Below are 15615 nucleotides of genomic sequence, written 5' to 3' on the forward strand. Positions count from 1 at the left end.
CGCCGGGAGAGGGAGGGAAGTGCGGCCAGTTCGTCGGTCGGCGCCGGTGCGTCAGGTTTCCTCGTCGGTCCGTGTGGGTTCCGTGTCCGGGGAGAAGCGGAGCCGGTGGGCCACCACGTCGGCGGCCACGTCGGCGAGCCGGCGTCCCCGCATGTAGGCGTGGGCACGGAGCCGGACGAAGGCTTCTTCGATGCCGACACCGAGTTGGACGGTGAGGATGCCGGTGGCCTGGTCGATCTCCGCCCGGTAGGCGCCCAGGTCCTCGAAGCCGCGGTCCGGCAGCGGTCCACCGGCCGGCGGGCCCGTCTCGTCGACCTCTGTATCGAGCAGGAGCAGCGTCGCGAGATCGGCGAACGCCAGCGCGTCGGCCAGTTCCCCGGCGTCCAGCACGGTCGGCACGTTGGCGTAGAGATCCAGGACGCCCAGGCTGATCGCCCCTATCTGCAGGGGCAGCGCGAAGACGGCGCGTGCCCCGACTTCCAGGGCCGCATCGGCGAACACGGCCCAGTGCTCCTGCAGTTCACCGGTCAGCAGATCGGGTGTCAGGACGGCCGAGCCCTGCGTGAAGGCGTCCACGCAGGGCCCCTCGCCCAGGGTGAGTTGCAGCTCCTCCAACTGCCCGCTGATGTCGTCGGTGCTGCACAGCGGATGGCTCGCCGCGGCCTTGGACATCGCGGACAGCCCGGCCCCGCCGACCGGGAGCGCGGCCACGGCCGCGGTGCACACGTCCAGCACGCCGACCCGGCCACCGCGTCGGACCGCCTGCTCGGCGACCAGCACCCGGACACGGGCCGACCGGCCGTTGGACCTCACCCGGGCCACCGCGTCGTCGTGGCGCCGAGGGGCACACGGTGGTCGGTCAACAGCCGTTCCCGCGGCGGGCGGGCGCCGCGCACCAGGCATCCGAAGGCGCCGCCCGTCAGGTTGGCAGCGGTGTCCGTCTCCGACATCACCATGGCGAACCCCGGCCGAAGAATGCCGGAAGCTGGACGGTTCGGAAGGTGCCGGCGGCCGAAACGGAGGAGGTATGCCCTCGGGGGTGGCATATCGCGTGACTCCACCACGTGCAGATCCGCCGGCTCCCCTCCCAGACCGTGCGCCAGGCGGCGGCACATCCGAAGCGACCGCCCGGGACCGGGCGGGGATCAGCCGCCGTCATCTGACGCGCCGAAGTCGGAATCCGCCCGTGCCGGCCAGTTGTCCCGCCGTTCCCGCGCCACCGCCGTACGACTGCCGATCCGCTCTCCGCCGGAGCCGACCCGCTCTCCGCTCAGAGAGAAGGCGGGCGCGGTGGGCGGCGCGGGGATGGTCAGTTCGGGGAGTTCGGGGAGCGCGGGGAGCGGATCGGCAGTCGTACGGCGGTGGCGCGCGGACTCGCCATCGGTTTCCCGGCTCTGGTGCTCGAAGAAGCGGAGCATCTCCACCGGGAACGGCATGACCAGGGTGCTGTTCTTCTCCGCGGAGACGTCCACCACGGTCTGCAGCAGGCGCAGTTGGAGCGCGCCCGGAGTATCGGCCATGGTCGCCGCGGCGTCACTCAGCCGCTGGGACGCCTGGAACTCACCGTCGGCGGCGATGACCCGTGCGCGGCGCTCACGCTCGGCCTCGGCCTGCTTGGACATGGAGCGCATCATCGACTCCGGAAGGGCGATGTCCTTGATCTCCACGCGTTCGATGCGCAGTCCCCAGGGTTCCTCGGTCGGGGCGTCCATCACCTTCTTGAGCTCCGCGTTGATGTGGTCGCGGTCGGAGAGAAGCGTGTCCAGGTCAGCCCTGCCGATGACCGCGCGCAGCGAGGTCTGGGCGATCTGGGAGACGGCGCTGGGGTAGTTGCGAACGTTCACCAGGGCCTTGACCGGGTCGATGACCTTGAAGTAGACGACCGCGTCGACGGTGAGCGTCACGTTGTCGGCGGTGATGGATCCCTGCGGCGGTATGCCGAGGACCTCGGTCTGGACGGACACCTTCTGCATCCGGTCCCCGATCGGCCGGATGACGCGCAGGCCGGGCCCGCGGATGTCCGGCAGCAGCCTCCCGAAGCGGAACACCACGCCCTTCTCGTACTGCTGGACGTTGCGCAGGCTCATGGCGAGCAGGACCAGTCCGGCCGCGGCGCACACCACCAGCACAGTGATCAGAACACCCATGGTTCTCACATTCCTTACGTCGGTGGTGTCCCCGAACCCGAGCGGTCCGGGAAGCACACGGCACGGGAGGACCCCGGCCTGCCTGCGGTTCTGTGGTGCGGCTGCCGGGGTCCTGGGCTGCGGGTTGCGCGCATCGCTGAGCGGTGCGGACTGAGCGGTGCGGATGCTGCTGGTACGGCTGGCTAGTCGGCCATCAGCAGCGGATCGAGCACGGCTCTCAACGAGGGGAGTTCCGGCCCCAGATCAGCAGTGGGAGCCGGCGCCGTACGGAGAGACGGAGCGGAGGGATGGTTCTCAGGTATCGGCGCGTACGAAACGGTCGCAGTCATGATGCGAACCCTGCTCCGGACCGGTCGCAACCGGCCCGGCGTCATCAATCGCCGAAAACGACACCAGCATGGAGGCCGGTGCGCGAAATACCCTCGGTGTCCCGAGCGTACTCCTCCGACCGACGGTGCGGACTGTGCGAGCTGCGGGAGGGGTACGCCGAGGCGGTCGCCGGCCCGTGATCGGTACGACAACGGGTCCTCAGGACAACGCCGACCGCTTACCCCGCGGGGGCAGCCGCTGAAGCAGCTCCCAGAGCGGCCGTGAGCCCGCCGCCCACTCCCCCAGCATTCCGCGGTCGACCAGATGCAGCTTCTGGGACTTCGCCAGCGGCGCGCACCCCGAGGTGAAGCGTCCGTTCGTCACCAGAACCACCACGTCCCCGCCATGCAGTTGTCGGCCGGTGCCGTTGAGCACATGCAGATCCGGGGTACCCACCGGCGATCCCGAGGCCCCGTCCTGCCGGTGCTTGCACTGAATCACCCAGCGTCTGCCGAGCGGATCGGTCGCTGTCACATCCGCGCCGTTGTCTCCGGCCCCGCCCACCTGTACGGCATCCGCACAGCCGTCACGGCGCATCAGGTCCCGTACCGCGAACTCGAAGTCCTCGTGGTGGAGCCCATCGAGCTGGGGGAGCTTGTACCTCAACCTCCGCACGTGCACCCGCTCCCAGCGCGCGCTCACCGCCCACTGCGTGAGCCAGAGACCGCCGGCCCCGCCCACGATGGCGGCGAGCACGGCGAGCAGCCACCAGTTGCCCAGCAGCCACTGCCCCACGGCGACGCAGAGCCCGGCGCCCGCGGCAGCCACTATGGCGAGCACCAACGGCCGGGGCCCTCTGGGTTTCGTCAGGGTCGGGGCACGCTTCGGAGACCGACGAGTCCGCCGCACCGGCGGCCGACGGCTCACCACTGCCTCAGCTCGTACCACGCTCCTGGAGCGCGGCGACCGGGCCCCCGGAGTTGTGTACCGTCGTTCCTCACGTACGGATCGGTCCAAGGCACCGTATCCCCCTCGGCGCTCCCGCCCGCGGCCGCTCCGACCGCACAACAGGTATTGGCGCACGCACCTCTGACACTAGGTCAGATTTCCCTGCCCGCTGCGAGCGAGAGCCCTTTTCGGCCACGCCTGCTCGGATCGAGCCGTCAGCCGTCAGCCGTCAGCCGTCACGAGCATCCGTCAGTTCCTGCTCCCACTTGAGGAGATCCTCGAAGTACAACCGGCCTCTGTCCGTCCACTCGGCGACCGGCTTCAGTGCCGCGATCGTTCGCTGGAGCCGTTGCAGCGCGTTGTCACGTCGCTCGAAGATCTCCGGCGGCGCCGTCTCCTCCACCGCCGCCCATCGGGCGAGTCCGTACGTCATGCGTGCGAGGACATGCGCGGCGTGCACAGCGCCCGCGACCGGCCGCGGTTCGGGACGCAGTGGGTGGGTCACCAGGGCGTCGCCGTTGGTCACGAACGTCTCGAAGGAGTTGCGCAAGTACAGGGCGTGGTGGCCGGTTTCGTGCAGGAGCGCCTCGAAAGCGGCAGCGGTGCTCTCGACACTCTCGGTACCGAGGTAGATGGCCCCGAAGGTCTGTCGAAGCGTGGCCGAACGAAAGGGCCCGGCCCGCACGTACACGATGACGCGGATCAGGAGATCCGTTTCCAGAGCGGCCTCCGGCCATACCCTGCGCAGGGTGTCCCGAGCTGCCTCCAGGTGCCCGGTTGCTTCTTTCATGTCCGGTGCGCCGAATTCGGCTTCATCCGCGCCCGTGAGGCGTTGAACGTCCGTCAGGAGTTCTTCGATTCCCCCAAGGCACCAGTCGGGGCACGACGGCGATCCGGCCTCGACGTGTTCCAGCGCGGGCATGAGCCCGCCGGCGGCCTGACCACGCACCAGGTCGGCGATGTGCTCGCGATCCGGCACGGTTCCGGCGGGGTGAGCGGCACTGCTCCCGGTAGATTCCCGCGTCGCCGCCCACACCAGACCGGGGTGCAAACAGGAAGGCGTCCGCTCTCCCGGAAGACCGAGGCCGAGGCGCTTGAAGATCGCCCGTTGGTAGCTTCGTATCAAGCTCACGGTCCCGGTCGGCGTCATCCCGACCCGGATCACTTCATCGCGCCCGGCCTCCATCACTCTTCACCAGGCTTCGACTCCACTGCCAGGACCTCGGCGAGCGAGACGACTTCCGACCTCGCCAGTTCCTGCTCACGCGCCTGAAGCCGGCGCAGAATCAACGCGGATATCATCTCGTCGCTCAAATCCTCCAGCGCACGGGACACATCCTCTCTGACTGTTTGCCAGATCCCCTTCGACTGGCCGCTCAACGCGTCGGACCTGCCGGGCAGACGGCCCCGCATCGATTCCGTCCGCTCGGCCACCAGGTCCAGCACGTCGTGCAGCACATCGACCCAGTGGTCCTCCACACCGTCGGAGAAGGTGATGTGAACGGACCCGTCGTCTCCCGTGATCCCCTCGTGGTAGTAACCACGCGGTAGATAGAGGCAGTCACCAGGATGGAGAGTGACCTCTTGAGCCAGGGGAGTTTCCGGTTTGTCGCCCGGCTTTGAACGCCTGATGGGCCATTGCTTGGGCGGCTCGTGAAGTCGCCATGTCTTGGAACCGGCCAGTTGTCGAATGAAGACGCTGGCCATGTCGTAATGCACGGGAGCACCCTGCGCGTGGGGTGGAGTCAGAAACGCGTTGGCCGCGACAGGGCATCCGATGTCGTCGGCCAGGTCCGAGCAGAAGGATGCCACCTCAGGGCAGTACGTGGACATCGCCTGAAAGACGAGTGTCGCTCCCGCCCGCATCTCCGACACCACGTACTGCGGATCCGCCAGCCCGGCCAGCACTCTGCGCTCGTCGACACCGCCGTTGCTCTTGGCGGTGCCCCGAACCCCTATGTCCTCGCCGTGGCGCCACAGCCTGACGTACGGGGTGCGCAGTCCTCGTTCGAAAAGGAGTTGCTGCGCGATCTCCGTGGAGAACGCATGGCCCAGTCCACCCAGATTCCGGCTCACATGCGGCTTCTTGTCCCGGATGGACGCCAGCATGGACGGGTCGTCAAGAACTAGTTCTACTGCCATCTTCGGCTACCTCCGAATTTTCGACAGCTGGTGGTTCCTCCTGATGGAATGCGCGCACCCCAGGCACAGCCAGCACCGCCGCCGAGGCGCCGAGTTGCACCACCACGGCGACGACCAGGACGGTCGTACGGCCCAGCGCGTCCGCCAGAGGCCCCACGACGGCGAGACCGATCGGCAGCAAGGCGAGGCTGCACAGCCAGTCGACCGAGGTCACGCGGCCAAGAAGGGCCGGCGGGAACTGGCGTTGCAGCGCGGTCTGCAGGAGGACGTTGAAGGGCATCATCGCGAGTCCTGCCACGACATATCCGCCCACCATCCACCAGAGGGAGAAGGGGGTGAGCAGGACAAGGGGAACGGTGGCGAAGAGCGCGTTGAAGATGAGCGCGCTCGTTCCGGGCCGTTTCTGTGGAACGCGCCCGACGACGATCGTGCCGACGAGACCGCTCAGGCTGAACATCGCGATCACCAGACCGTAGGCCGTGGGCCCCCCGAACTCCTCCTGCGTGATGACCGGCAGCAACACCATGTGCGGCGCGACGACGAACATGGTCTGCAATGCGGTCATGGCGAGAATGGCCGACGTCCAGCGAACGCGGCGTACCGCCGACAGGCCCTCCCTCGTCTCGGCGAGGATGGAGGAACGAGTCGTGGGCCGTTCCCTCGGCGGTTCGGTGACCATGAAGACGCACACCAAGCTGACGAGGAACGTGGCCGCGTTGACGCCGAAGGCCCACCGGGTCCCGGCGGTGGCCACGATCACACCGCCGAGCGCCGGACCCACCACGGCTGCGCCACTGTCCATGGCTCCTCGCCATGAGTTCGCGCTGAGCAACCGATCTTCGGGGACGAGCGACGGCACCAGTCCGCCGTATGCGGGGCGGAAGAACGCCTCGCCGCTGCCCACCAGGAACGTCAGGACGGCGAGTGAGAGGGTGGCCGTGTCGAACGCTCCCACCACGACCACGGTGATCGCCACCAGCCGGAACGTGTCGGCGAGGATCATCGCCCTGCGCCGGGGCACACGATCCGCCCAGACACCACCGAGGAGTGCGAACAGGACGGTGGCAAGGAAGCGGCCGCCGATCACCATCCCGACGTCGCCGGCGTCACCGCCGACCTCGATCACCCTGAGGGACACAGCGATGGTGAAGAGCTGGTCTCCCACGGCGCTGACTGCCTGCCCGGCCCAGAGGAACCGGAAATCGCGCAGTCCCATGGCGCTGTTGGCCATGCGTCCGGTCAGCTTCCCGCTCAGGCTGGGCACACTCATCCGATCGGAGTCTTCGGAGCCTTCGGGGCCTCCGTGGCAGGGTCGGTCAATTGGCCATAACCGAATCCGCAACAGTCGCCCGTGATGTCCTCGTCTCTCACCAGCGCGGGGTGCTCGTCCCCCGTCATCGGGATGTCGGCCAGATCGATGGGCGAGGACTCCTCGTCGACAAAGACCTCCGCGCCATCAGTGATGAGGTCGAGATGCACCTTTTCCTCGTAGCCGACCACGGAACGGTCCTGATTGTGCTGACCGAACCCGATGTGCACTCCGACGCGCCGTTCGTTGATGTGTGAGTTGGCGGAGATGAACTGATCGATTCCCACGTTGGTGCCGAAGCCGAGCTCGCCGACCTGGACGCCGTGCGGTTGTCTGAAGCAGAGCTCCACCAGTTCACGGACGTCGCCGTCGGCACACTCGAAGTTCGTGGCACGCCCGTCGGCGATGTCGACCGTCAGAGGGTGAGCTGCCAGTCGGGTGTCGATCCGTGTGATGACGTTGCAGTTCAGCGCACCGTCCGCCACCAGGCGGCCGTCGATCCGGGCGGGATAGGTGGCGATCTCCCCCGCGGGGAGAATGGTGAAGCCGCCGGGCCGCCACACCCCGCGGTTGCTGATCCACTCGAATCGATCCGAGTCGAGGCCGATCCGGAGGTCGGTACCGCCGCGCGTGCGAATCCGAAGGGTTCGCGCCCTGGTCAGTCGCGTCAGCAGTGCGGCGTTCCGCGCACTGAGCTCATCCGGTCCGAGGTTCAGGGCCTTCTCGAAGAACTCACGCGACGCGCTGATGATGCGCACCACCATGCACCGGTCACCACCGACCCGTCGCAGCACCTCGGCGAGGGGCGAGAAGTGAGACATCGTGTCTCGCTCAAGCGTGAAAATGACGAGCCGCCCGGACAAGGGACCGGCTTCGGCTTCCGCGACAGCGGCATTCAGGCGCTGGGCGAACTCGTAGTCCACGAGCGGGCGCATACCCACCGCTTGCGTGCTGAGCTTTCGTTGCTTCAGACCCGCCACCAGCCAGGCGGCTGCCTCCCGGCTTTCCGGGGAGAAGGCGACGACGCAGTGATCGTCAGGGGAGATACCGACGTACCGGTCGAGGAGTGAATCGACGCCATCCTGGAGTTCATGGCCGGTCCGTACAGCGCTCAAGAGTCTCCCCCATGGCCTGTGATCGTTTTCACGGAAGTTCCGGTTCACGGAAGTTCCAGCCGAAGGAGTCTCCTGCGGCTGGAACCCCCGATACCGCCGCACAAATACTCAGGTGGCTACGAACCAGGCCATAAGGGGACCCTCGTCACCACTGCCCACCGGCTCGAGAACCGCGTCCGACTCGGCAGCGGAGAGCTCGCGCAGCGCGTCCTCCACCAGCGACTCATAGGTGGGTGCTTCAGCAGTGGCGCCAGTTGCCGGGGTGTGACTCAGTGCCATCTCGACTCCTCTCAGACAACAGCGTTCACGCGACGCTAAGCGGTGCGACCAAGCCGGGTCAATGAGGCCCTCTGCTCAACTACCCTGTATTTACTGGGACTTGGGGCCTCCATGGTGGCCGTATGCCCTGGTCACGCCAGGCCGGGGCGGCGTTCTCCGCCTCCTCCAGCTCCTCCCCCACCCGCTCGGACTTCCGCAACTCCGTCGGCCGCCCGTGGTGCCGCCTCACCGCTGCGTACGTCGTGGGCGAGCACGCGTGGGGCCACCTGACGGGGCTGACCGGGCCGACCGGGCTGACGGGACGCGAGGTCGCCCAGTACGGGCGTGAGGCCTCTCGAAGGACGCCATGCGCCGCACGCATCCGAAAAAAGCAAAAGCCCCAGATCACGGCGAGTGAGTTCTGGGGCTTCCACAGAGCCGCCTTCGGGATTCGAACCCGAGACCTACGCATTACGAGAACGCCAGAGCGTTACCTCGAGCTTCCCTGACTGTCCCCGCTTTCGCTGTCTGCGCAGGTCAGATGGCGTGGGTGTGTCCAGGGCTTGGTGATCGTTCACGGGGTTTCACTGTCCTTCCGGCCCCATCCGGGCCCCAGGGAGGGTCCCGTCGGCGGGCTGGCTGGGCCCCGGCCGGGCGGGCCTCCAGTTCAGGGCCGGGGGACAAAGGGACGTCCAGCGCACCGACCTTTCGAAGCGAAGAGGCCCTATTCCGCCGCTCGTTCCAGTGGTCGTCGCAACACCCCAGCTCAGGGGATGCGATGGACTTCAAGATCCGGGAGATCCCGACGGCTCACGGGCGGAAGACCCTGCTGCGTGAGCGGGAGGCATACTCCCAGCTCATGCGGCAGGGCCTGAACAACACAGAGGCGTCCTCTCGCCGAAGCCGCAGGTGATCAGGCCCTGGCGCCGCCCCACACCGCAACAACCGCGGCACCTCGCATTGCTCAACAGCCCCTGCAAGGGTGATCACCGGCCGTACGCTCGCTCGCATGGACTACCAGCTCGAAGACATCGCGCAGTGGGACGGGCGTATGACCCGGGCTATTCTTCACTCGGACGAAGCGGCACAGCGGGATGAGCTGGCCAACGCCACCCGCGACGGCAACTGGCGACGGGTCTTCACCATCCTGAGTCCCAGGGACAAGCACGGCTGGGTCAACGCCGTGCGCCTGGATGGAAAGAAACGGTACGCTCCGCTCCACCAGGCCGCGTGGCATGGAGCTCCCACCGACATTGTGCAAGGCCTCCTCGAGTACGGGGCGTGGCGCACCTTGCGGAGCAGCACTGGAGAGCGGCCTGTTGACATTGCAGCCAGACGCGGGAACCACCACCTTGCGCGCGTCTTGGAGCCCGAGGTCAAGCACCACGTTCCCAGTGACGTCCTCGCTGGCCTGCAGCGTAACTTGCACGCTTTGATCACTGAATACGACAAGAGCGCCCCGCGCTATCTGCGCCTGCCCGAGCTTGAGGTTCTCGCAGAGCTCGACCCGTCCGTGTACTGGATCCGGGTCTCCGGCGGCATCTTCATCATCGCGCTCCGCGGTTCCGAACTGAACGTCGAGGCCAACGGCAAGATGGACTACGATTCGTCGCCGGTATTTCGCATCACTGCCGACTGCGTCTACCGGCCGTCGGGTGAACCGTGGACAGACCTCACCTCGTAGGAACAACCGTGCCCCGCGCGGGGCTGGTTGGGGCACAGCCGCTGTCGCGCCGCCGAGAGCACCCACCAGCTGGAAGCACGCGCCCCACGATCGGCGGCCTGCCGTACTGATCTCGCCCAACGTTCCGTGCCGCCGGGGCCCGCAGCCGGACCGTGTTGCCGCCTCCACGCGCTCCCTGATCCGGCCTGTCACGAGCTGCCGGTGGACGGCGCCGTGGCGTGAAGGCCTGCAATTTGCACACAGCGACGCTGCCCAGCGTCGGCCCTTGCGGCGTCCTTGACGTCGCTGCGCCCGGGCCAGGACCCCACGCATAGAAGCAGCTCGCAGAACTCCTGGGACACAGCGCCAACGCCTCCGACATCATTGGGGCATGCAGCAACTCGAGGCGCAGGAAGTGTCCCTGCATAAGGTTTTCAGCAGCGACTACGACTTCAGGATCCCGGACTACCAGCGGCCGTACGCCTGGGACGTCGAGCAGGCCGTCCAGTTGCTCACCGATTTGGAGGAGTCGCTGGACAGGGGGACGGACGAGCCGTACTTCCTCGGCTCCATCGTCCTCGTCAAGGCCAAGGGCAACGCCCCCGCTGAGGTCATCGACGGCCAGCAGCGCCTCACCACCCTGACCATCCTGCTCGCTCTCCTTCGCGACCTGACGGAGGACCCCGACCTGCGCAGCGATCTTGACAAGCTGGTCACGGAGCCCGGCACCAAGGTCCGCCGGCTCGACCCCAGGCCCAGGCTCACCCTGCGAATCCGCGACGCCAGCTTCTTTCAGCAGTACGTCCAGACGAAGGGGGCCACTGAGGCACTGCGGACCCTGAAGGAGGAGACGCTGCCGACGGACGCGCAGAAAGCTGTCCTGCGCAACGCGAAGGCGTTGCACGCGATATTCGCCGACTGGTCGGAGGATCGACGGCTGGACCTTGTGCAGATGCTTGGTGAGCGCACCTTCCTGGTCGTCGTCAGCACCCCCGATCTGGACAGTGCGCACCGCATCTTCAGCGTCATGAACTCCCGTGGCATGGACCTTTCGCCCACGGACATCTTCAAGTCGCACATTATCGGCGCTCTGGACCAGAAGACCTCAGAGGAGTGCGCGCGCAAGTGGGAAGATGCGGAGGAGGCCCTGGGTCGAGACGACTTCGCCGACCTCTTCCTTCACCTGCGCATGGTGTTCGCCATGAAGCGGGCAGAGCGGGAGCTGCTCAAAGAGTTTCCCGAGCAGGTGCTCAGCCACTACCTGCCCGGCAAGGCCGAGTCGTTCGTCAACAACGTCGTCGTGCCGTACGCGGACGCCTACGTGCAGATCCGCGACGCCAGCTACGCGGCGGCCTCTGGAGCTGAGCAGGTCAACGCCTGGTTCAAACGCCTTCAGCAGGTCGACAACAACGACTGGCGGCCCGCGGCCCTGTGGGCGCTGCGTAACCACGGTGACGATCCGGCCTGGCTCGACGGATTCTTCGGCGCACTGGAGCGGCTGTCGGCCAGCATGTTTATCCGCCGTGTCTACACGACTCCCCGCGTCATGCGTTACGCGGACCTCCTGCGGGAACTCGACGCTGGCAAGGGCCTGGACGCCACGTCCTTCGCCCTGACGGACGCGGAGAAAGCCGAGACACTCACGCGCTTGGACGGCGACATCTACCTCGTCACCAAGACCCGCAAGTACATCCTGCTGCGCCTGGACGAAATGCTGGCCGGGAAGCCCGGAGTCTCGTACGACCATGCCCTGATTACTGTCGAGCACGTGCTCCCGCAGAACCCGAAGCAGGGATCGCAGTGGCTGCGGCACTTCACCGACGAGCAGCGCAGGCGGTGGACGCACCGGCTGGGCAACCTCGTCCTGCTCAACCGGACGAAGAACGCCTACGCCCAGAACTACGACTTCACCGAGAAGAAGGCCAAGTACTTCACCGGCAGGCACGGCGTGTCCACATTCGCCCTGACCAGTCAGGTGTTGCAACACCAGGAGTGGGCGCCGGAGCTGCTGCAGAAGCGGCAGCAGCGGCTCGTGGGTCTGCTGACCGATGAGTGGGATTTGTAAGGAGTCAGGGGCAGCAGCCTGCAGAGCTCATGCGCCTGCAGGCTGCTCGCTCATCCAGGGAGCTCGGCTCGGGAAAGCACGGACAGGCCGGCGATGAGCTGGGCAGACCAGTCGGGGTGGGCGCTCAACTCGTCGGGGAAGTGCATGAACGTCTGCTCACCTTGGACGAACAAGCGCCCGGAGAAGCTCGTGGTCGGCGTCGCGCCGCCTTGGAAGACCGTCAGCTCCAGGGCCGGTAAGCGTCCTTCAGATCGGCTCAACGCCGCCGAAGCGGTCCCGGTGCTCGTCGATGAACGCTACGAGCGTGTGTGCGGCCGGTCGAGCTGACGCGAAGAAACTGCCGCGGCCTTCGGGATCTCGTTGGCCCGCTTGAGTTCGGCGTCCTCCTTCTTCAACGTCTTGATCTGGGCGGACGCCTCCGTCGTCGTCCCCGGACGCCGGCTCGCGTCGATCTCGTGCTGCTTCACTGCCGCTGTGACGCCCTCGGGTAGCGGCGATTCGTGGCGCCACCAGGCGAGGGCAACGCCGACATGAACGGCCCCGCGGTCCGTGCAGTGCCCCTGCCGACACGCTTAGAGGCACTTTCGGTAAGTTGACCCCCTTGCAGCGCAACAGCACAGCCAGCAGGCTGGCTCCAGTCAACCGGTGCCGCGTGCCTACAACCCCGGGGGGGTCCGTGACGGACGAGCAGCGGACGGTCGAGCAGCATCTGTGGAGGCTCTTCGACTCCCTCCGGGGCCGCTTCTCTTTCAATGAGCTGGCTGACACGTTGCTATGGAATGCCGTCGACTGGAGGACCCGCACCACTGGCCTGCCAGTGCCGGAAATCGACGTCCTGCAGCGTGTCGCCCAGCGCGTGCGGAACCTAAACCCTGCGCTGGATCCCACACTAGAAGGCGAACAGGGGGTGCTGCACACCTACACCCCGGCACAGATCCGTTACTACGCAAGGGCGTTGCTGCGCCCTGTGCACCACCACGACGAGTTCCCCACCTCTGCGTCTCTGGTGAAGGTTGCCACAGCCACCTTGACCGCATACGAGCGGGGAAGCCGCATGGATGGGATGCATCTCTACGATCCGGCATGCGGGTCCGCCACCCTGGCACTCGATGTGGCCAAAACTCTGGCAGATCAGGCAGGAACACCGGTCAGCATCGCTGGCCAGGACGTCAACTCGTCCACCGTCCAGCGCGCCCGAGCCCACGCCTTTCTCGTCGGCGCGGACGCCGCGTTCAGCTTGTCGAACTCTCTCGAAAAGGATGCCTTCCCCGGCCGCCAGTTCGACTACACGGTGGCCGAGATCCCCTACAACATGTCGTGGCGCGACAGCCTCGCGCACTGTGCAGCTGAGGCCGCACGTCCGGATGGACGATTCCCCGCAGGTCTGCCCCAGCCCAACAATGCCTCCCTGCTGTTCGCCCAGATTCTGCTCAGCAAGCTTCGAGACCCGGCGGACGGTGGCGGGCGAGGGATCATGTTCACTGCTACAGGGCCGCTGCGCGACACGGGTGGCAGCGCGATCCGTACTTGGCTGCTCGACCAGGATCTCCTGGATGCGGTGGTCGCTCTGCCCGAAGGACTCAGCGCGAACACAGGCATCCGGCTGTTCGCCCTGATCTTCTCCAACGACAAGCCCAAGGTACGCTGGCACAAGGTTCAGTTCATCGACCTCCGTGGCTTCTACGAGGACGCGCACTCCCGCCGACTTGAGCGCCGCGTGATCAGCGAAGCGGCCCTCGATGAGCTGTCACGAAGCCTGAAGCAACCGAAGCCGACGACCTACAGCAGGACAGCCTCGGTGCGTGATCTCTCGTTCCGCCAGGTCAGCGTCATCCACCACACCACCGCAGCCACCGGCAAACCCGGGCAGCGCCACGTCCCGCCCCTCACCATGCTGGCGCCGGTGACAGCCTCCACCGAAGCGTGGCGCAACGCCCGCTACGTCACGACGCCACCGGACGCGAGGGACGTGGCGAACTCACAACTCACGATGTTCGACGTGGACCGCGTCTTCCGGACCGACCGACCCCCGCGCGCACTGCGCGACCTCACCCAGCACGGCTGGAAGACCGCCAGGCTAACCGAACTCACCGAGCACATCTGCTACATCCCCTCGGCCAAAGCAGCCGACCGCCCCGCCATGCTGTCATCCGTCACGGGCGAGCCGGCGCTCATCCTCCCCATCGAACCGCACCTGGATGCAGTGACAGGGGATCCAGGCGAAGTTGCTCCCGACAACCGCATCCTCGTGCTCCAGACCAGAGACACGCACGTCGACGCCGAATATCTTGCGGGCTGGCTCAATTCCGCACTCGGTCGGCGACTGCGCTCGGCGGCCACCGGTTCCGGCAGCGGCAGCTACGTCAGCCCCCGCGCCGTCAATCTCACCCAGGCCTGGCGCATGGCAGACAACCTTCTGATCGCCCTGCCGGACCTACCTGTCCAGCGGGACATGGCCCGCACGGAACGGGCACTGGCCGCAGCCCGCCGTCACCTTGTCGACTCGCACAGAGAGCTCTGGAACGACCCCAAGAGGCGCTCCGACATCTACCGGGAGGCCAGCCGTCTCATCCCGTCGGCAGATCTAGACGAATGGGCAGCAAGCCTGCCCTTCCCCATGGCCAGTGCCCTGTGGGCCTATGAGTCCAAAGGCGACAGCAACCTCCACGCCCGTCACGCCCAGATGTTCCACTTCTGGGACGCCACCATTGAGTTCCACGCCGCTGTCGTCCTGTCCGCCCTTCTCCAGGACCGCTCAGGCCTCGAGCAGGAACTCCCTGCCCTCGCCGCGCAGTTCAGCAAAGTGGGGCTCTCCTCTGAGCGGGCCACCCTCGGTGTCTGGCATATCGTGCTGCAACGCCTCACCAAGAGGTACCGCACCGCATTGACCGGAACCGACACCGATGAGCAAGCACGGGTGCGGACAGCCTTCGCCGACGCACCGCCAGACTTCCTGGACACCCTCCTCAGCACCGACGTCACGAACCTGTTGGGAGAGGTGATCCACCTACGCAACACCTGGAGTGGCCACTCGGGAGCGACGGGCGAGGACTCCCTCAAGGAGCAGATCGGCATCCTGACCAGCCACGTGCACACCCTGCGTAACCTGATCGGTGCCGGCTGGCTGGACTTTCCCCTCATACGCGCTGGCGGGGCCCGGATTAGAAACGGGGTATTCCACCATGACGTGGACCTGGCCATGGGCCCGAATGCTCCGTTCAGACAGAAGCGGGTCCCGAGCAACGTGGCCTTGGAGGAAGACGGCCTGTACCTCCTCTCCCGCGAGGGCGGCAGCGCGCTCCCACTCGCTCCCCTGGTCGAGCTGCAGCCAGCAGCCTTCGGATCGAACAGCGACTGCTACTACTACAACCGCATGCAAACCGAAGGCATCCGGTTCGTGGCCTACCACGAAGCGGCCGAATCGGAAATGATCAAGGAAGCCACGCCCACCGCCGCCCTTGTCGCCGCCCTGGCCTCCGGCGTGCCAGCTTCCCAATAACCAGGACCGACAGACATATACCGGACTCTGCGCGCCGGGGACCATCGCATCCCGTCCAGGACCGGCGGGGCAAGGTCACTGGCGTTCCTCGTAGCGGCGCTGCTAGCGCAGTAGGTGACGGGCCCGTCGGAGATCATGGCGACCAGGGCCAGAGACCAGC

Annotated in this window: 14 protein-coding genes; 3 read left to right on the top strand and 11 right to left on the bottom strand. The window is 66.7% G+C overall.

The window, feature by feature from the left end; genetic code table 11:
- Nucleotides 1–51: 51 nt before the first annotated feature.
- From OIC96_RS21380 to OIC96_RS21425, 10 genes are all read right to left on the bottom strand, one after another.
- Nucleotides 52–813 carry a GAF and ANTAR domain-containing protein gene (locus tag OIC96_RS21380; protein ID WP_330306302.1) on the bottom strand — a complete coding sequence of 254 codons (762 nt, stop codon included), beginning with the start codon at nt 811–813 and terminating at the stop codon, nt 52–54.
- The gene (locus OIC96_RS21385; RefSeq protein WP_330306301.1) at nt 810–956 is read right to left on the bottom strand and encodes a hypothetical protein; all 147 of its coding nucleotides are present in this window, start codon (nt 954–956) and stop codon (nt 810–812) included. The genes OIC96_RS21380 and OIC96_RS21385 overlap by 4 nt, the downstream gene beginning before the upstream one ends.
- Before the next feature lie 189 nt (nt 957–1145).
- Complete coding sequence (locus tag OIC96_RS21390; RefSeq protein ID WP_330306300.1) at nt 1146–2147, bottom strand: slipin family protein; 1002 nt, start codon at nt 2145–2147, stop codon at nt 1146–1148.
- A gap of 182 nt (nt 2148–2329) precedes the next feature.
- Nucleotides 2330–2476: a hypothetical protein gene (locus tag OIC96_RS21395; protein WP_330306299.1), complete on the bottom strand. Its 147-nt coding sequence runs from the start codon at nt 2474–2476 to the stop codon at nt 2330–2332.
- Between the two features lie 199 nt (nt 2477–2675).
- Complete coding sequence (locus tag OIC96_RS21400; RefSeq protein WP_406501877.1) at nt 2676–3383, bottom strand: restriction endonuclease; 708 nt, start codon at nt 3381–3383, stop codon at nt 2676–2678.
- Nucleotides 3384–3633: 250 nt separating this feature from the next.
- On the bottom strand, nt 3634–4590 hold the full coding sequence (locus tag OIC96_RS21405; protein WP_330306297.1) for an aKG-HExxH-type peptide beta-hydroxylase: 957 nt from the start codon (nt 4588–4590) through the stop codon (nt 3634–3636).
- The gene (locus OIC96_RS21410) at nt 4590–5513 is read right to left on the bottom strand and encodes a JmjC domain-containing protein (RefSeq protein WP_330306296.1); all 924 of its coding nucleotides are present in this window, start codon (nt 5511–5513) and stop codon (nt 4590–4592) included. Before OIC96_RS21410 ends, OIC96_RS21405 begins: the two co-directional genes overlap by 1 nt.
- Nucleotides 5514–5523: 10 nt before the next feature.
- On the bottom strand, nt 5524–6816 hold the full coding sequence (locus OIC96_RS21415; RefSeq protein ID WP_330306295.1) for an MFS transporter: 1293 nt from the start codon (nt 6814–6816) through the stop codon (nt 5524–5526).
- A complete protein-coding gene (locus OIC96_RS21420; protein WP_330306294.1) occupies nt 6813–8018 on the bottom strand; it encodes a hypothetical protein in 1206 nt (401 codons plus the stop codon). The genes OIC96_RS21415 and OIC96_RS21420 overlap by 4 nt, the downstream gene beginning before the upstream one ends.
- A gap of 60 nt (nt 8019–8078) precedes the next feature.
- A complete protein-coding gene (locus tag OIC96_RS21425; RefSeq protein WP_330306293.1) occupies nt 8079–8249 on the bottom strand; it encodes a hypothetical protein in 171 nt (56 codons plus the stop codon).
- A 988-nt stretch (nt 8250–9237) separates the two neighbouring features.
- Here OIC96_RS21425 and OIC96_RS21430 point away from each other — a divergent pair.
- Together OIC96_RS21430 and OIC96_RS21435 are read left to right on the top strand one after the other, a co-directional pair.
- On the top strand, nt 9238–9912 hold the full coding sequence (locus tag OIC96_RS21430; protein WP_330306292.1) for a hypothetical protein: 675 nt from the start codon (nt 9238–9240) through the stop codon (nt 9910–9912).
- A 370-nt stretch (nt 9913–10282) separates the two neighbouring features.
- Nucleotides 10283–11956, top strand: a complete 1674-nt coding sequence (locus OIC96_RS21435; protein ID WP_330306291.1) for a DUF262 domain-containing protein — start codon at nt 10283–10285, stop codon at nt 11954–11956.
- 296 nt (nt 11957–12252) lie between these two features.
- On the opposite strand, the gene OIC96_RS21440 is transcribed toward OIC96_RS21435, so the two are convergent.
- A complete protein-coding gene (locus OIC96_RS21440) occupies nt 12253–12423 on the bottom strand; it encodes a hypothetical protein (protein WP_330306290.1) in 171 nt (56 codons plus the stop codon).
- Nucleotides 12424–12632: 209 nt separating this feature from the next.
- On the opposite strand from OIC96_RS21440, the gene OIC96_RS21445 reads away from it, so the two are divergent.
- Nucleotides 12633–15455, top strand: a complete 2823-nt coding sequence (locus OIC96_RS21445; RefSeq protein WP_330306289.1) for an N-6 DNA methylase — start codon at nt 12633–12635, stop codon at nt 15453–15455.
- The last annotated feature ends 160 nt before the right edge of the window (nt 15456–15615 follow it).

Origin of the sequence: Streptomyces sp. NBC_00775 (assembly GCF_036347135.1) — a bacterium.
Lineage (GTDB): Bacteria > Actinomycetota > Actinomycetes > Streptomycetales > Streptomycetaceae > Streptomyces > Streptomyces lutosisoli.